The sequence below is a fragment of the Hyphomonas beringensis genome (genome assembly GCF_000682755.1).
Lineage (GTDB): Bacteria > Pseudomonadota > Alphaproteobacteria > Caulobacterales > Hyphomonadaceae > Hyphomonas > Hyphomonas beringensis.
On record NZ_AWFF01000087.1, the window covers coordinates 87,605 to 105,433 of the forward strand.

At 59.4% G+C, this 17,829-nt stretch carries 15 protein-coding genes; 4 read left to right on the top strand and 11 right to left on the bottom strand.

Translation table 11 applies throughout. The features are described 5' to 3' along the window. Window positions 1-24: 24 nt before the first annotated feature. From HY29_RS16580 to HY29_RS18690, 4 genes are all read left to right on the top strand, one after another. Window positions 25-936: a hotdog family protein gene (locus HY29_RS16580; RefSeq protein WP_051601689.1), complete on the top strand. Its 912-nt coding sequence runs from the start codon at window positions 25-27 to the stop codon at window positions 934-936. A gap of 10 nt (window positions 937-946) precedes the next feature. After that, window positions 947-1,984 (top strand): alcohol dehydrogenase family protein, encoded by a 1,038-nt coding sequence (locus HY29_RS16585; protein WP_034799066.1) that lies wholly within the window; start codon window positions 947-949, stop codon window positions 1,982-1,984. A gap of 14 nt (window positions 1,985-1,998) precedes the next feature. Further along, complete coding sequence (locus HY29_RS16590; RefSeq protein WP_034799068.1) at window positions 1,999-3,303, top strand: metal-dependent hydrolase family protein; 1,305 nt, start codon at window positions 1,999-2,001, stop codon at window positions 3,301-3,303. A 118-nt stretch (window positions 3,304-3,421) separates the two neighbouring features. Further along, window positions 3,422-4,321 carry an OmpA family protein gene (locus HY29_RS18690; RefSeq protein ID WP_051601693.1) on the top strand — a complete coding sequence of 300 codons (900 nt, stop codon included), beginning with the start codon at window positions 3,422-3,424 and terminating at the stop codon, window positions 4,319-4,321. 64 nt (window positions 4,322-4,385) lie between these two features. On the opposite strand, the gene HY29_RS16600 is transcribed toward HY29_RS18690, so the two are convergent. The 11 genes from HY29_RS16600 to HY29_RS16650 all read right to left on the bottom strand — a co-directional run bounded on the left by HY29_RS16600 (window position 4,386) and on the right by HY29_RS16650 (window position 17,710). Next, window positions 4,386-5,456 carry a DUF2855 family protein gene (locus tag HY29_RS16600; protein ID WP_034799071.1) on the bottom strand — a complete coding sequence of 357 codons (1,071 nt, stop codon included), beginning with the start codon at window positions 5,454-5,456 and terminating at the stop codon, window positions 4,386-4,388. Next, the gene (locus HY29_RS16605) at window positions 5,453-6,208 is read right to left on the bottom strand and encodes an enoyl-CoA hydratase/isomerase family protein (RefSeq protein ID WP_034799074.1); all 756 of its coding nucleotides are present in this window, start codon (window positions 6,206-6,208) and stop codon (window positions 5,453-5,455) included. Before HY29_RS16605 ends, HY29_RS16600 begins: the two co-directional genes overlap by 4 nt. Beyond that, window positions 6,205-7,536, bottom strand: a complete 1,332-nt coding sequence (locus HY29_RS16610) for a cytochrome P450 (RefSeq protein ID WP_034799076.1) — start codon at window positions 7,534-7,536, stop codon at window positions 6,205-6,207. The genes HY29_RS16605 and HY29_RS16610 overlap by 4 nt, the downstream gene beginning before the upstream one ends. Before the next feature lie 13 nt (window positions 7,537-7,549). Next, window positions 7,550-8,884: a cytochrome P450 gene (locus HY29_RS16615; protein WP_081811471.1), complete on the bottom strand. Its 1,335-nt coding sequence runs from the start codon at window positions 8,882-8,884 to the stop codon at window positions 7,550-7,552. Window positions 8,885-8,905: 21 nt separating this feature from the next. Then, the gene (locus HY29_RS16620; RefSeq protein WP_034799079.1) at window positions 8,906-9,868 is read right to left on the bottom strand and encodes a pseudouridine synthase; all 963 of its coding nucleotides are present in this window, start codon (window positions 9,866-9,868) and stop codon (window positions 8,906-8,908) included. Between the two features lie 15 nt (window positions 9,869-9,883). After that, complete coding sequence (locus HY29_RS16625; RefSeq protein WP_034799081.1) at window positions 9,884-10,312, bottom strand: hypothetical protein; 429 nt, start codon at window positions 10,310-10,312, stop codon at window positions 9,884-9,886. A 63-nt stretch (window positions 10,313-10,375) separates the two neighbouring features. After that, on the bottom strand, window positions 10,376-11,602 hold the full coding sequence (locus tag HY29_RS16630; RefSeq protein ID WP_081811472.1) for a sensor domain-containing phosphodiesterase: 1,227 nt from the start codon (window positions 11,600-11,602) through the stop codon (window positions 10,376-10,378). Between the two features lie 249 nt (window positions 11,603-11,851). Further along, window positions 11,852-13,204, bottom strand: coding sequence for a M24 family metallopeptidase (locus HY29_RS16635; RefSeq protein WP_034799083.1), 1,353 nt, complete (start codon window positions 13,202-13,204; stop codon window positions 11,852-11,854). Window positions 13,205-13,223: 19 nt separating this feature from the next. Beyond that, window positions 13,224-14,450 (bottom strand): M24 family metallopeptidase, encoded by a 1,227-nt coding sequence (locus HY29_RS16640; protein WP_206741990.1) that lies wholly within the window; start codon window positions 14,448-14,450, stop codon window positions 13,224-13,226. A gap of 41 nt (window positions 14,451-14,491) precedes the next feature. Then, window positions 14,492-15,937, bottom strand: a complete 1,446-nt coding sequence (locus HY29_RS16645; protein WP_034799088.1) for a M20/M25/M40 family metallo-hydrolase — start codon at window positions 15,935-15,937, stop codon at window positions 14,492-14,494. A 90-nt stretch (window positions 15,938-16,027) separates the two neighbouring features. Beyond that, entirely contained in the window at window positions 16,028-17,710 is a 1,683-nt protein-coding gene (locus tag HY29_RS16650; RefSeq protein WP_034799090.1) for an alpha/beta hydrolase-fold protein, read from the bottom strand. Window positions 17,711-17,829 lie beyond the last annotated feature (119 nt).

The following is a 17,829-nucleotide window of genomic DNA, read 5'->3' on the forward strand; positions in this document are numbered from 1 at the left end:
ATCTCAATTCCTGAAGGAGCAAATATGACCGAGACAATGAAAGGCCCGCTGCGGGCACCCGCACAAATGCTGCAGGACCAATCCTATGGGGGCCATAAGAGCCTGCATGATGATTCTGAGGCCGAGCGGCTGGGCATCAAGGCAGGGCCGATTGAAGGCCCGACGCATTTCAGCCAGTTCGTGCCATATCTGGTCGAGATCTGGGGCAATGACTGGTTCGAGCGCGGATGCTTTTCCAGCCACTTCCTGAACATGGTGTTCGAGGGTGAGAAAGTCCGCGTGGAAGTGGACCGTCCGGCGCCTGGCGAAACCCGCACCACCTGCCGCGCCTTCAAGGAAGACGGCACACCCGTTCTGGAAGCCAGCGCCTCTATCGGCCCGGACCATGGCGTGCCGCTGCTGGAAGAACGCATGGCCAAGCTGCGCCCGGCGGGCGACCTGGTGATCCTGTCTGACATGAAAGTGGGCATGACCGGCGTGAAGGACGAAACCGTCACCATGGGTCCTGACCAGCATATGGGCGACCTTTATCCATTCTCCCTGGCTGACAAGCTGAAAGTGATCACAGAGCCGATGGACCTCTACCATGATGTGTCTGCCAGCCCGTGGGGCAAGCCGGTCGTGCCGATGGAAATGGTCAGTGTGCTGGGCAATTATACCGCTCATCAAGCGAAATTCCCGGTCAAGCAGCCAGCCATTGGCCTGTTTGCAGACCTGCAGGTGCGCATGATCGACGGCCCGCTTCTGGTGGGCGAGACCTATATCCTGCGCCGTGAGATCGTCGCGCTGGGGCAAAGCCGCCGTGTGGAGAATTACTGGGTCAGCACGAAATTCTATGATGCCTCAGGTAAGAAGCTGGTGGCTGATATGCTGCTGAACCATGGTGTGCTGAAGGCCAGCTATCCGGACTATCCGAAAGAGCTGTTGCCGTCATAGGAGGCGAAAGATGAAAGGCCTGCTGTATCAGGGCACACGGGACATCGTGTATGGCGATGCGCCGGAACTGAAACCGGAAGACACACGGAGCGCCATCGTGAAGGTGACGGCCTGCGGGATATGCGGGTCTGACCTGCACATCTATGAGGGCCACGGCTTCAGCGAGGAGACCGGATATTGTGTCGGTCACGAAGCCGTTGGCGAAGTGGTGGAAACCGGCAGCGGCGTGTCCCGCTTCAAGGCGGGCGACAGGGTGATGATCTCTGCCGCCGTCGGCTGTGGGACGTGTCCGCCCTGTATGGCAGGCCACATCAATGAATGCGAAACGGGCGGCGGGCGCTGTTACGGTTTGGGCCCCGGCCTGCAAGGCGTGCAGGCGGACTATTGCGTGGTGCCGGTCGCCGATTTCGGCATGGCGAAAATTCCGGATGGCGTGACAGAAGACCAGGCCGTTCTGTTGACGGACAATCTGCCGACTGCCTGGCACGGCCTGCATGGGGCAGACATCGAGCCGGGCGATACGGTCGCCGTCGTTGGCTGTGGGCCGATTGGCCTGATGGCGGTGGAAGGCGCGTTCCTGATGGGCGCGGCGCGCGTGTTCGCGGTAGATCTGGTGGCAGAGCGCCGGGCGCTGGCCGAGGGACTGGGCGCCATCGCGCTGGACGCGGCCGAGGCCAAGGCGTTGGTGGCCGAACAGACCAAAGGCCGCATGTGCGACAGCGTGGTGGAGTGCGTCGGCGCGGACCCGGCGATCCAACTGGCGCTGAAGCTGGTGAAGTCTGCGGGCACGGTTTCCTGTATCGGCGTGAACCAGAGCATGGATTTCAAATTCCCCATGGCTTTGGCCTTCATCAAGAATCTGACCTTCCGGACAGGCACCTGCTCTGTGCCGGAGCAATGGCCGGAACTGGTGCCATTGCTGCAAGCTGGTAAGCTGCGGCCAGAGCGGACGATTTCACATCACATGCCCTTGTCTGAGGGGGCAGAAGCCTATCGAATGTTTGACGCCCGTGAGAACGGTGCCATGAAGATGATCCTGAAACCTTGAGGGGAGAGCCAAATATGCAAGGCAAGTTAATGAAAGCCGCTGCGAGTGCAGCTTTGGTCGCGGGCACGGTGTTTGGCGCTGGCGGCAGCGCCTTTGCGCAGGACGCGGTGATCCATGCCGGGCACCTTCTGGCCAAGCCGGGCGAGGGGTACAAGACCAAGCAGACGATTACCGTGAAAGACGGCAAGATCGTCTCCGTCGAGGCGGGCTACAAGAAAGCGCCGCGGGGTGTTGAGGTGATTGATCTGCGTGACGCCTATGTGATGCCGGGCATGATCGACAGCCATGTGCACATCACCAGCGAGACCAGCCCGACAGGCCGGATAGAGATGTTCGAGAACACGGATGTCGACAGCGCTTTCAAGGGCGCGGGCTTTGCCTACAAGACGCTGCTGGCCGGGTTCACAACCGTGCAGGATGTTGGCGGGTCCAATGAAGCAGTCTTTGGCCTGCGTGATGCGATTGAAGCTGGCCAGGTGCCAGGCCCCCGGATGCGCGCAGCAGGCCGGGCGGTAGCTGTCACCGGTGGCCATGGGGACATCAATGGCTATTCCCCGGTCGTTATGGCGATGTTCACAGGCTCCAATATCTGCAATGGCGCCGACGATTGTCGCCGGGCAGTGCGCCAACAGATCAAGGAAGGCGCCGATGTGATCAAGATCACCGCGACGGGCGGCGTGCTGTCCAATACGCGCGCGGGCCTTGAGCAGCAATTCACCAATGATGAACTGTCGGCCATTGTCGAGGCAGCACATTCCATGGGCCGTCAGGTGACGGCGCACGCGCATGGCAAGGGCGGCATTGACTCGGCCTTGCGCGCGGGTGTGGATTCCATTGAGCATGGTTCCTATACAGATGAAGAGACGATCGAACTGTTCAAGGAGTATGACGCAACGCTGGTGCCGACTGTTCTGGCTGGCGCAACGGTGACAGGCTGGGTGAATGAGCCCTGGCTGCCGGCGGCGAGCCGCGAGAAGGCCGCGATTGTTGGCCCGCATATGATCGATATGCTGCGCATGGCCCATGCTGGCGGTGTGAATGTGGCGTTCGGCACGGATACGGGCGTCTCCCGCCATGGCCAGAACGCGGAGGAGTTGCCGCTGATGGTGGATGCCGGGTTCACGCCAGAAGAGGCGCTGCGCTCTGCTACGGTGATCGCGTCAGAGCATGTCGAGATGGATGAACAGATCGGTACGATTGAGACCGGGAAATATGCTGACATCATCGCGGTGGAAGGCGATCCGCTGAAGGACATCAACGAGATGCTGGACGTGGATTTCGTGATGAAAGGCGGCACTGTCTATAAAGGCGGCAACTAAAGCGGGGACTTCCCCTCAGCCGCGAAGCTTTTTGACTTTGCCGTATAAAGGCCGGAAAGTCAGGACAGAGTCGCCCATACAGCAACGTGCAGAAGGCACGCAGGAAAGGGAAAGCAGAATGAAGTTCAGCGGTCTTCTCGCAGGCGCGGTGTCAGGCATTGCAATGCTCAACCTGGCGGCCTGTGGCGGAGAAGATGGCGAGGCCGCCAAGGCGGCCTCCAAGAACTCGGCGGATGACGTGCAATGCGTTCAGCTCGCGCCCGGCGACTATTATTGGGATGGCAGCAATTTTGTCGTCTCGGGCCCGGCCCTGCCAGGCAAGGCAGAGACGGCGCCCCGCTCTACAGCGGCGTCTGTTCCGGCGGAGTCCGGCTGGGCGGCCGAGATGGAGCGGAGCTTTCCCGATCTCGGTTTTCCCTGGATGGGCCTGCATGCGCGTGAGCCCGTTGCCGTGCTGACCGGGATCGCGCCGGATGCCAATGCAAAGCAGACAGGGTTTGCTGCAGGCAAAGCCGCCGTGCAGGAAAATGCGGCGGCGTCTGGTGTGACGCTGATCGTGGATGGCATCAGCCTGGAGAATGCGGAGCAGGTGACGCAGAACGGCCCCGGCGCCGCGCTGACGACGCTGATCCAAAAGGGGGCATCACGGCAGACATGTCAGGCTGCCTTCAACGAGACGATGGAGGGGCGCACCATTCTGTTCCAGAGCAATCTGGCAATCGTGTCTCCGACCAGTCAAAGTTTGCTCGATGCATTGACGGGCGTTGCCCTTCTCTGCGAAGATCATTCTATCGAGATCGGGGGTCATACGGACTCGCGTGGATCCAATGACTATAACGAGATCATTTCCCAGCAGCGCGCAGATGCCGTGCGGGACTACATGATCGAAAAAGGCGTCGATCCTGACGCGCTGACGGCCAAGGGCTATGGCGAATCCCGCCCGCTGGACCCGGCAGAAAATTACAAAGCCTGGGCGAAAAACCGCCGGATGGAATTCAAGGTTTCAGGGCGCCGCTAGAGCGCTGTTCTGTGCAAACTGCCCCTGTTGCCTTCCGGCAGCAGGGGCTTTTGTTATCTGGAGATCAGAGCGACAGGATCAGGCCCTCTGACGGGCTGACCTCAGCGTCGAGCGTTTTGGTCCAGGCGTCAGAAATCTCGGTTTCGCCACTGGCATGCACCGGCGTGATGAATGTCTTTGACGCTGTGTAGAATGAGACCAGCGCCTCCATGAGGCGTTTGTTCAAGGTTTCTGCGCCCAGCTCTTTCGCACGGGTGGCGGCGTAAGTTGGGACAAAGAAGAATTCCGGTTGCGGATCTGGCAGCTGGATCGGCGCGCGATTGCCTTCCCAGTCTGTCACACCGATGACGAGGCTGCGCACTAGCCGGTCTTTCAGCGCATTGTGGATGTCTGCCGTCAGAGAGGGGCGGCCGAGAAAGTCCACAAAGGCAGTGAGCCCGCGCGCATGCAGGCGGTCTGCATCGGAATACGTCCGTACACGACCGTAGAGGCCGGTGGATTCGACAAAGGCCTTGTTACGCTCTGATGTCAGGGCAACCGTATCCACATGGCCGCGCAGTTTCAGGCAATGGGCCAGGGCGAGCGCCGTCTTGGACGATCCCGAGGAGATGACCACGGTTTCCGGAACATCATTGCTGCTTTCCATCAGGCAGTCATCAATCATCCAGCCTGTCGTGAAGAGCGGGCGGAACAGCATCTGCTGGTCCTCGAAGTCTGCGTCATAGGAAGTGTCCGTCGCAGTATCGATATAGGTGTTATAGATCGGCGCAAGCTCCTTGCGATGGACCGCGCCATCCATGAAGCCTGCCGGGCTGATCTTGATCGGCTGAATGTCGAACTCGGTCGAGATCGGGAGATAGCCATAAACACGCTGGCCGGGGGTGACGCCTTCAACTTTTGAGGCTGTAACCGTGGCAAAGCCCCAGACCGGGACGCGCCCCATGGCCGGGTCGCTGGCCGGGTAGAAATCCCAATACTTCATCGCATCGCCAAAGGTCGCGTAGGTGACATTGTTGGCGGTGAGGGCGAATGTATCGACCTTCAGGCGCGCATGGCCCTCTGCCAGATCGGGCAGGTGTGTCGGGGTCCAGCTGGTGTCGCGCAGGTCGCTGCGGCGGATCAGGAAATCACTCATGTGTCTGCTTTCTTTGCCTTGCCGGTAAAGGCCGCGATTCTCTGCTGCATGTCAGGTCCCACGCCTTCGCAGTTGAGAATCTCCCATTGCAGGCCGCCGTCAAGGTCTCTGGCATCGGTGGCCTCCAACAGGCGCTTGTTGGCCGCATGTGAGAAAGGCGAGTTGGAGAGGATTTGCCGGGCGAGGTTTTCTACGGCGGCGTCAAATTCGCTATCGGGGTAGACATGTTCGGCCAGGCCGATGCGGTGGGCTTCGGCGGCGCCGAACATCTCCGCGGTAAACATCAGCCGCTTGGCGGTGGCGATGCCGACGCGGCGGGGCAGGCGCTGGCTCATCCCCCAGACCGGGGTCAGCGCCCATTTGGCATGCGTATCGCCAAAGCGGGCGCTCTCTGCAGCGACGATGAAGTCTGCCGCCAGCGCCACTTCCAGTGCGCCGGTATAGCAATGGCCATGCACAGCGGCGATGACCGGCTTGGGCAATCGCTCCATCAGGCGCAGAGTTTCCGAATGCCAGCCGGGCGAGGGGACTTTCTCCCCCTCGGCAATGTCAGCGAGATCGTGGCCGGCGGAGAAGCATTTGCCCGCCCCACGCAGCACGACGCAGTGAACACTGTCATCGGTCTGGATATCCAGCACATTTTGGCGCAGCTCTCGGAAAACGCCCACAGTGAGGGCATTCAGCTTGTCCGGGCGATTCAGGGTGAGAGTGGCGAGGCCATCCTTGTCCTGACGAAGTACGAGATCACTCATGAGCCGAGATCCACCATCAGGCTTGAGATAGCATGCACGAAATTGTTCGGCGCAAGGCTTTGTTCTCCCGTCCATTTGATGTTCGGGAACCGCGACAGGATCTGACGATAGGCTGTTTCCAGCTGCATGTTGGCCACGCGCTGGCCCAGGCAGACATGCGGGCCGTGGCCGAAAGCGAGGTGTTCCTTCGCGTTCTCACGGGTGATGTCGTAGCGGTGCGGATCGGCGAATTTGGCCGGGTCGCGATTGGCGGCGGCATAGTACATGACCACCTTGTCGCCTTCCGCTATGGGCTGGTCTCCGAGTTGGGTGTCGGTCGTGGCCGTGCGGCGCATATAGGTGACCGGGCTGACCATACGGATCGACTCGTGCACGAAGTTCGGGAACAGATCCGGATTGGCGAGCAGTTTTTCCTTCTGGTCCGGAAATTCCGTCAGCAGGCGCATCGTTCCGGATAGGGAGTTGCGTGTCGTGTCATTGCCGGCGAAAACGATCAGCAGCCATGACCCGTCTAGGAATTCCGGGCTGAGCGGCTTGCCGTCAATCTCCACATTGGCGATGGCGGAGAGCAGATCTTCCTTCGGGTCCTCACGGCGTTTGGCCAGCATATCGCGGCCATATTCGAACATGGCCTGGATCTCGGTCATGAAGGTCATGATCTGCTCCTGGCTCACATTGCCGAGGCCTTCCTGCTGGGCCTGGTATTGCGAGGTTTCCAGGAAGTGCATCCAGTGAACCAGCTTTGGCCGGTCTTCGGCCGGGACGCCCAGGATTTCACACAAGGTAAACAAGGGCAGTTCGGCGGAGAACATTTCCACCATGTCCACGACCGGGCCCTGCTTTTCCATCGCATCGAGGAGTTCATTGACATAGACCTCCACGCGCTTGCGCAGCTCCGCAACAAAGCCGGGACGGAAGAAGTGCATATGCTCCATCCGTAGCGGCGTGTGATAGGGCCGGTCCAGATTGATCAGGCTGTTCAGGCTGGAGGCGTGCAGCAGTGGATGCTTTGGCTGGTCTGGAAGGCCGTACGTCATCAGGATGCCGCCGCGCTGTGACGAATAGGTGGCCGGGTCCAGCTCCACCTGCTTGATCAGATCATAAGAGGTGACCGCCCAGAAACCGGCGGCAACCTGTTCCGGGTGCCACATGACCGGGGCCTGCTGGCGCATCTGCGCAAAGGCCTCATATGTGTAGCCACCATGCCGGGAGAAGACTTCCGGATCGGTCAGGTCGACCGGCGGGGCAAGATCATGAACCGGTTTTCGTTTCGGCGGGGCGGGTGGAACTTCCTGCTGGTAGGTGTCTGTGACATTCTGCAGGCTCATTGGTATTTCCTCCCTAGAATTTATACCTCACGGGTATGGACTTTGGTCCGCCCACGAAGTTTGCCTTGATGTGCGTTGGCTCTCCGGCCAATTCGATGGATTTCAGGCGCGAGAACAATTCCTCGTAAATCGCCTGCATTTCAAGGCGCGCCAAATGCATGCCGAGGCACATATGGCCGCCATGGCCAAACGAGATCAGCTTGTTGGGGCTGCGCGTGATGTCAAACGTATACGGATTGTCAAAAATCTCTTCATCGCGGTTTCCGGATGGGTAGCAAAGCAGCAGGCTTTCCCCCTTCAGGATCTTGCGGCCGCGCATCTCATAATCATCCTGCGCTGTGCGCATGAAGTGCTTCACCGGCGTCGTCCAGCGGATCGCTTCATCCACAGCGGTGCGGGAGACGCCTTTCGGGTCTTCCATCATCTTTTTCAGCTGATCCGGATTCTGCAGCATGCCGAGAATGCCGCCGCCGGTGGACGCGCTGGTCGTGTCATGGCCGGCAGCAGCCACGATGACATAATAGCTCATCGCTTCCAATTGGCCGATCGGTTCGTCATCCACCATGCCATTGGCAATGACGGTGGAGACATCGTCGCGCGGTGTGGCGCGGCGGTCTGCTGTGATGTTGGTGAAGTACATGAAGAATTCGGCGAGCGTCGCATTGATCGAGGCGAGGCCTTTTTCGACATCCTGATCTTCGGCGAGTGTCTTGTCGCGCATCAGGTCTTCATCCTGGGCGCCGAAGATTTCCTGGGTCAGCTTCAGCATCATCGGCTCGTCGCTTTCCGGAACGCCGAGGATCTGCATGATGACGCGGAGGGGATAATACAGGGCGATGTCGCGCTGGAAATCACACTCGCCGCCAAGGTCTTCCATCCGGTCGACATACTCCCTGGCGATGCTGCGGATGGCGTCTTCGCGCTTTTTCACATTCTGCGGCATGAACCATTCCTGGGTCAGGTGGCGCAGCTTGTAGTGCATCGGGTCATCCAGCTGGACGAGCGTCTTGAGAAGATGCGGGCCGCCGGTCTGGGCGTAGACGCCTGCCTCGGTTTCCGCATAGGACAGCATCTCCCGCTCGCCATTGGTGAACAGCTTGTTCTGGCGGCTGACTTCCATGATGTCGGCATGCTTGGTGACGGCCCAGAAAGGACGGAACTTTTCAGGTTCGCACCAGGCCAGAGGATCTTCCGCCCGCAGGCGTTTGAAAGCCGCGTCCAGCTGTGCAGGATCAGCGTACACTGCCGGAGAGACAATATCCTCGCACGTCGCGACCGCCGCTGCGCTCATCGTCCGGCCGGAATCCTTTTTGGTCTCGGGCGGTGTTGCAAGGGCAGTGTCGGCCATGATGCTCTCCAGTCAGTGGTTTTATTTTTTTGGTTTGCGTTTCCTTGGATCAAGTCTAGCCGATGGCTTGCGCCTGCCAAGGCGTGACTTAACGGCACCTTTCCCGTCGGAAGGGGCGTTTTGGGGTGATTTTTTTGTAAGGGGCTGATCCAGCAAGTGTCCGATGGCTGCTTCCAGCAGGTCTGTGGGCACTTCCTCAACAGAACCGGGGCGCAGATCCTCCAGGACGAATGGCCCGTACTGAACGCGGATGAGACGGTTCACCTGAAGATCCAGCGATTCGAGGGCGCGGCGTACCTCCCGCTTCTTGCCTTCTGACAGGGTGACGGTCAGCCAGTTATTGGCGCCGGTTTCCCGGTCCAGTACCGCCTTGATCGGCTTGTAGTCCACGCCGTCCACGGTGATGCCCTTGGCGAGTTCCTGGATTTTCTCCGGCGTGACCGTGCCATGCGCGCGGACGCGATAGGTGCGCTCCAGTTCGTTCTTCGGCAGTTCCAACGCGCGGGCAAGGGTGCCGTCATTGGTCAGCAGCAGCAGGCCCTCAGTCGTCAGGTCCAGTCGGCCAACGGTGACAACACGGGGCAGGGATTTGGGCAACTCGTCAAAGACGGTGCGGCGGCCTTCGGGGTCCGTTGTCGTGGTGATCAGGCCGGAGGGCTTGTGATAGCGCCACAGGCGCGTCGCATCCGGGGCCTGAATGGTCTTGCGGCCGACGCGGATCAGCTCCTTGCCGGTCACCTTGAACGCGGGGGATGTGAGGCGCTGGCCATCCACGCTGACCTTGCCCTCCTCGATCATGCGCTCAATCTCGCGGCGGGAGGCAACACCAGCCCGGGCGAGGTATTTCGCAATGCGTTCGCCTTCGCTCCAGTCCTTTTCGGCGGACAGGGTATTCGGCTTGTAATTGGGTTTTGATTTGGGGCTTTGCTTGCGCGGGCCGGCAGGTTTCCGGCGCGGGCGGCCCGTCTCTCGACGCTCCGTCATGGGATTTTCTTTCGGTTAGTGTGTCAGAAGGACGAATTGCAGGAAGGGGGCCCCAATAGCAAGGCCAAGGATGAGTTCCGTGGGAATCCAGATCGGGATCATGCCAGGCTCGCGATTCTTGCGCGTGTCCAGGATGAGGGACATGGTGCGCCCGATGGCCGCGCCGATCCAGCCTGCCGCAAGCGGCAGCACGACGAGCGCCGTAGTCATCTGGTGTTCCCCATCCCAAAGGTAGAGGACCAGCAGCGCGGTAATCAGGTGGGCAAACAGGAAGACGCCGCCATAGGTGGCGCGGAATTCCGAATACCCACCGGGGCGCAAGGGGTCAGGATCTTCAACGAGGCGCACGACCTTGCTGGCCCAGGCAGGCGAGAACAGGGCGCCCAGCCCCATGACCGTGCCGCAGAATAACGCGATGACAGATATGATTTCGCCAAGATGCATCAGGGGTCCCTCTGGTTTCCTGACTCTAATCTAGAGCATCCCGCCGGGATGAACAGGGCCAGTCTAGCTGGCGCGGAGGATGTTGATCTCTTTGGCGATGGTCTGCGACGGGCGGCCGAGCAGATAGCCCTGGCCCCGGCGCACGCCCAGCAGCTTCAGCGTTTGCAGTTCAGCCTGGGTCTCGATGCCCTCGGCGATGATCTGCGCGCTGGTTTCACGGGTGTAGAACAGAAGCGCGCCAATCAGGGCGCGGCGGGCGAGGTCGGAATCGACATTGCGGGTCAGGCTCATGTCGACCTTCACATAATCCGGGCTGAGCTGAACGATATGGCGCAACGAGGAGTGCCCGGCGCCCGCATCGTCCACGGCCAGACGCAGGCCGCGCCGGCGCAGGGGGGAGAGGATTTTCGTGAACTGCTCATAGTCATCAATCACGGCATGTTCTGTCAGTTCCAGAACAATCCGGGAAAGCGGCAGACGCGAAAACGTGTCGACAAAATGCGCGCTCAGCATCGTGGCGGGCGAGACGTTGACGGAAATGTATTGTTCCGGGTCCAGCGTGTCTATGATGCCGACTGCCTCGCGAATGGCGGCGAGTTCCAGTTCAACAGACAAGCCAACCTCCGCAGCCTCGTTGAACCAGACATCCGGTGTCCGGTAGGGCTCAGCCGAGAAACGGCAAAGTGCTTCATAGCCGCTAGGGTGCATGCCGCCGAGATCTACAATCGGCTGGTAGGCGATGGCGAACGCGCTGGTTTCCAGCGTTTCCATGATGCGGGAGCGCTTCTCGCGCATCTGCAGGGTCTGTTCCATATCGGACTGGATTTGCTGTGCCGCCAGATTGACGAACAGGCGCATGGTTTCCAGATCGCGATGGTTCAGGCTGTGGTTCGGATTCGGTCCGAAGCAGCAGAACATGCCATAGGGTTCGCCATCATTGAGGTAGATTGGGATGCTGAGATGTGAGCCAATCCGCAGTGTCTGGGTGATGGGCATGGAGCTGGCCGCCTGGAACAGTTCCGTATTGGGGATCAGCTCAGGCAGCTTTCCGTCGAGAATGTTCAGACAGTAAAGTTCGTCCGCGTCATACATGTCGCCTTCCTTGATAAGGTGCGACAGGCCCGGGGCATCGACATAGCGGAATAGTGTGCGGCCGTTCACAAACTCAGAGACATAGGCGACAGACATGCCGAGATGCTTGCGAATGGCGGAAAGGGACGACATGATGGTCTGGCGCGAGGACGCGCTCTGCTGGTGCAGCATGGTCGTTGCGAATTCCATACTGGACATTCCAGTCTCCCAGCCAGGCTATCAAGCCTTAAACAGGCTTTGCTTCCAGGCACTGTATGGGGGCACACTTAAGGCTTGGTTCAGCAAGTGTGCAGGAGATTTTCGCGCGCGTTTACGAGTTGCTAAGCATAAACTCCGTGTGCGCCAAGCATAAATATACCCGGCAGGTATTTCGGGATAGGGGAAAATATCCGCGAAATACCAGCCGGGTTGTTTATATCCTTCTTGGCAGAAGGATATTGGGCGCTTTTAGTCTTCTCCCCCAATCAGGTGCAGGCGCGTCTGGCGCCCATCAATGTAAGTGACGGTATCGCCGTCGAAGAAGGCGTCTTCCTCGGTGCGGAAAGTGATCTTCTGCCCCCCCCATTCCGGCACGGCTTTCTCGGCGTAAAGCTCGATTGACCAAGCCGTGTTCGGACGGATCAGATATTCGCCCTTGTCCGTCGGGCCCTGATCATCCCAGAAGCCGATGGACGAGCCGGCGCCGTGGCCATGATAGCCAATCGGGTGGCTATAGATGCTGGGCACAAGACCGGCCGCAATCGCTTTTTCGCGGGCCAGAGCGAGCACTTCATTGCCGCTGAGGCCGACTTTGAAGGAAGAGGTCAGGGCATCCTGAACGCCATTGCTGGCGCGCAGACCGGCCTTCAGGCCTTCCGGAGCATCCGTTTCGCCGTCTTTCAGGACATAGCCGAGATGCTGGGTATCGGTGTTAAGGCCCATATAGACGATGCCAAAATCGATCCAGAGCAGGTCACCCTTCTCGATTACCGCGTCGCCCATAAGTTCATCGTCTTCGCCTTCGCGGAAGATGTGAACGGAGGTGTGGAACCATGGGTCAAGGCCCAGGTCGGAGATCTTCTGGCGGGTCCACCAGACAACATCGTCAGTTGTCGTCTCGCCCGGTGTGATGACCTTGGAAGAGAAGGCTTCGCCGATGATGCTATGCGCCGTGCGGACAATATCATCATAATAGTCCATCTCTGCCGGAATACGGGTTTCCAGCCAGCCGATAGCCAGGTCAAAGCCGGACACGACGCGCTGTTGGTATTTCGGGTCCAGAGACTTGTATAGATCCGTATACTGGCTGCTCGTGAGGCCATCTGCGAAGGCGTTCACAGAGGAGACGTTGACGGCGATCTTTTCCGGGTTGAGTTCTGCCACGAGTTCACCGAAGCGTTCCCACTGGTCGTCACCATCTTCCGGAACCCATGCGGATTTGAAGAAATCACCAAGATCATAGCGGCTGACCGTCAGGCGCTCCAGGGGCTGGCCTTCGCCCGGATCATAAAAGACGAGGATGGTGCGGCGGCGTGCGCGCAGGCTGGTCGCGTTCAGCATCGTGCTGACGACCGGGTCTTCCATATACTCGCGGGCGACCAGTACCCACATGTCGATGCCATTCTCACGCATCAGTTCCGGCACGACGGTGTCGAGGCGCTCTGCCAGCCATTCGTCATGCATCTTGGCGCGCTCACGCAGCGGTAGGATTTCGGGGGTGGCGGGTGACAGGCTGGCTTCGCCCTGGGCAGGCTCGTCTGCCATGGCAGGGGTGCCGGCAAGCAGGGCAAGGCCTGCGATACCATACATCAGTTTACGCATTATGTGGCTCCTTGATTTCTCAGCCAAAGGGGGCGTCGAGAGAGGTGGGTGGTTGGGTGAAATATTTTGGGCCGGTGTCTGTGATGTAGAAACAGTCTTCGATCCGCACGCCGAATTCACCGGGAATGTAGAGGCCTGGTTCATTGGAGAAGCACATGCCGGGGCGCAGCCGTGTTTTCTCGCCATGGACAAGGTTGACGGGCTCATGAATGTCCAGGCCGATGCCGTGACCTGTACGATGGGGCAGGCCGGGCGTGCCATAGCCGGGGCCATAGCCCATGCTTTCATAGAGGGCGCGCACAGCGTCATCCACCTTGCCGGCCTCAGCGCCCGGTTGGGCGGCGGCCATGGCCGCTGCCTGGCCTTTGCAGACCTGCTGGAAGACTTTACGTTGGCGCTTGCTCGGCTCTCCGAAGACCAGTGTGCGGGAGATGTCTGCATAATAGCCATCCACGCGGCAGCCACAGTCCATCAGGATGACAGAGCCTTCTTTAATGGTCTCGCGGACCTTGGAGCCATGCGGCAGGGCGCTGCCCTCATTGATCTGTACACCGCCTGATGGGAACTGCCCGCCAAAGCCTGAAATGGCGGCGCTCATCATCGCGAAGATGTCACTGCCATCCATGCCGGCTTCGAACTTTCCGGACAGGCTGCGATAGGCCGTGTCGACAATGTCTGCGGCCTCTTGCATCAACGCAATTTCCGGCGCCGTCTTGATCATGCGACAGGCGGTCACGATGGGCTCAGCCGAGACGAGTTGCAGCGATGGTGCGGCCTTGCGCAGGCCATCTACGGCAAAGAAGCGTACCGTGTCTTCAATCGCCATGGGGCGGTCGCCGAGCTTTTGCTCTGCTGCCCAGTCGGCCACGATTTGGTGCGGGTTCTGGTGTTCATTCCATATACGCACCTCACCCGGGACGACCAGCATCTCGCGGATCGAGGGTTCTTCAAATTCCGGCGTGACGATGCAAATCTCGCCATCTGCCGGCAACAGCGCAGCGGTGAGGCGTTCGCTGCGCCACCAATTGATGCCGGTGAAGTAGAACAGGGATGAGCCTGCCTCCACCATCGCCGCGCCGATGCCGTTCTGGCGCATCAGCTGTTGCAGGCGGGCGAGGCGGGCCGCCCGTTCAGCTGGCGTGATGGGATCGGCCCGGCGAATGCCTGAGGCGTCTGGCTGTGTGTCTGCAGCGGCCCTGCCAGACAGCAAGCTGCCCGCCATAGCCGTGCCTGCGGCCGTCGCCATGAAGCCCCTCCGGCTGAGGCCTTTGAGGGATGCGGCGGGCATTAATTGTTCCCTCCGGCAATGTCTTTCAGCAGGACTTCCCAGAAGATCAACTGGTTGAAATAGCTGTCCAGCGGAAGGCGCTCATCAATGCCATGGGCACGATAGTCATCCGGGCGAACCAGCGTCAGTGCGCCCGCGCCATAGGTGGGGATGCCAGCAGAGCGATATTCGCGGCCGTCGGTGCCGCCAGACGACATGGAGGGCTTGACCGGCGCGCCGGGGTGAAGCGTGTGGACTGCATTCCGGATGGACGCGAACAGCTCCTCATTGATCGGAGAAACCGGGCTTTCCAGCGTATCGCCAACGACTTCAATACTGATGTCCGGATTGCCTATGGCGTTGGCCAGATCCTGCTGCACGCTGGCGACGGTTGTGCCAGGAAGAATGCGGCAATTGACAGTCAGCTGCGCCTTCTGCGGCAAGGCGTTTTCGGCAGAGCCTGCAGACATCATGGTTGGAACGCATGTTGTGGAGAGGAAGTGCGCTTCCACCGGAGCGGCCTCGATGATTTTGCGGGCTGCTTCATCTGACGGATCGGCCAGCAAGGTGGTCATGGCCTTTTCGAATTCACCGCCTTCGGTTTCAGCGAGGTCCTTGGCCATCTGGCGGGAAATATCGTTGAAACCGATCGGGAATTGCAGGGCGCGAATGGCTTCAATCGCGTCCGCTATGTCGAACAGGGCATTGTCTGCGCGCGGGGCAGAGCTGTGGCCGCCGCGATTGGTCGCCGTGATATGGAAGGTGGCGTAGGTCTTCTCGGCAGACTGGATGGAGTAGCTGGGATTCTTGCCATCCTTATCCACAGAGCCCACACCCGCATCGGAGTTCAGCGCGTATTCGGCATTCTTCACCCATGGGTGCGCCGTCAGCATGCGGGTGGTTTTCATGCCAGTTTCCTCGTCGCCCGAAAAGGCAATGACGAGATCGCGGTCAGGCACAAAGCCATCCTGCTTCAGGCGGATGAATGTGCTGGTGAGCAGGGCGACACCAGCCTTGTTGTCGACCGAGCCGCGAGCATAGAGATAGCCATCTTTCTCGACCGGCACATAGGGGTCTGTTTCCCAGGTGTCGGCGGAGGCGTCCACCACATCCATATGGGCAATCAGGGCGATGGGCGGCTTTGTGCTGCCTGCCTTGCCGGGGTAGCGCACAACGAGACCGGCAACCGTCTCACCATCAATATCAAGCGTCGGAATATCGATATTCTCTTCGCTGAAGCCAGCGGCCTTCAATTTGTCAGCCAGAAGACGAGCCTGCGTTTCGGTCAGGCCGTTGCCTTTGGCGGTGCGGATACGGAGAATGTCTTCCAGAACGCTGCGAGCGAGGGTGATGTCTCCGCTGTCCAGGGTGACGGTCTCATCAGCCGAGGCCGGAAGGGAAGCCGTCATACCCATGGAGAGGGCCGCGATGCAGGCGACGGAGGCGAGGCGGGATGTAAGTTTCATGTGAGCGTCCTTTGTGGCCGGTCTCTTATTAAGAGGAAATTCCCGGACCGCGGAGGTTCGGCCCGGGAAAACATGAGGATGTCAGGTGCGTCAGTAGCGCCAGCTTGTCAGGTCAGCACCTTCGGGGGCGGCATCCTCAATCCTTTTGAGAATTTTCGGTACATACATCCAGTTGTAGCGAAGTCTCGAAACGGCATTCGGCAGAGATGGGTCACCGTTCCAGCAATGCTCGTCACGGTCACCATAGGTGACTTCCCCCTCATAGGGCGGGTCTGTCTTGTTCAGGAAATCTTCCATCAGATAGACGGCGTTGTTGAGATAGAAATTATCCATATCGCCGGCATAGATGTGGATCTTGCCCTGGAGTTTCGGGCCGAGTTCCTGCCAGTCGCGCTCCATAATGTAGCGGAGATCGTAATTGTCGCGCCAGTATTCAGCGACCTCAGGATCAATTTCGCCTGTGCGCTTGTCCCAGATGCGCTGGGGGTAGCCATCTTCGCCATTCGGGGAATAGACGGCTTCCCAGATATCCCATTGCTGGCCAGAGCGTGTCTTGTCACCAAGGACAAGTTCCCAGCGATTCTCCATTTCGACCGTGTAGGGAATATGGCCAAGATAGTTGCGCTTGCCAGGCTTGTCGACCTTGCCGAAGGTGCCTTCATTATAAAAGGCGTTGTCTTCCTCATAAATGTTGGTGACCATCATCTGGCGGAAGTCGATCGGATCCGGGCAGGCTGCGAAGGCGCCATTGTACTCATCCGGATACTTCACCTGAACTGCCAGAGCTTCCCAGCCGCCGGTAGAGCCGCCATAGACGAAGCGTGACCAGCCTTCGCCAAGACCGCGGAATTCTTCCTCCAGGGCAGGCACGAATTCGTAGGTGATGGCATCGCCATAGGGGCCGATATTGGCCGAGTTTACGGCATAGCTGTCATCATAATACGGGTTGGAGTGGTCGATCTCCACGATCAGCATGCGGGGGAAGTCATCCGACGTCCACTTCTTGTAGAAGTCATAAGCTTCCTGCTGCTCGATGCGGTTATAGCATGGCTCGTCGAAGCGCTCGCTATAGACACACTCCAGGTCTTCGTCCGGCGGGCTGGTGCGAAAACCGCCAAAGTCTGCCGGGAAGTGGCCGTGGAAGATCACCAGCGGATACTCGGCCTCCGGGTGGTCATCAAAGCCTTCGGGGACAAGCACATGGCCGCGAATGAACACATCCGTGCCCCAGAATTCCGACAGCTTTTCACTGCGCATCTTGAAGTGGCGGATATATTTTGTGTCTTCCGGCTCCTCGATATCCGGCAGAACCGAATCGAGCTTGATGTCGATCACCTTCTTGCCGTTCGGGTCAAAGCTGACCTTTTTCGGCTCACTGATGATGTTGCCGGGCTCAAGCCGCCAGTTTTGTCCGGCGCCACGTGCCGCCGGCAGCTTCACTGTCTTTCCGTTAGATAGGTTGAAGGTGTCGTATTTGTGCAAGACGGCCTGAACATAATAGTCGCCAGCCGGGACATCATCCATGTCGATAGCCGGGAAGCCCAGCGTGCCGCTGCCGATCTTGACGCTGGAGCCGGGTTTCATGCCGTCTACGGTGACGCCGAAAATCTGCGGTGCGTCATAGGATTGCTTCACCTGGAAGCGGGGCTCTGTCTCGCCATCCGGAGTGATGACGAGAATGACGCGTCCATCCTGGGCTTCTTTTACGGCCTTCTTTGACAAATCAATCTTGAATGTGTCTGCGTGTGCCGGGGCGTTCAGTGCACCAAGCATTGCTGCAATGCTGGCTGCGCCCGTGAGTGTTTTCCTAATCACGTTATTCCTCTCCTGGTCCTTGGAACCTTTCTGAGCGAAGCATGATGCATTCCCTCAGCCCTGGCGCGAATGTACAT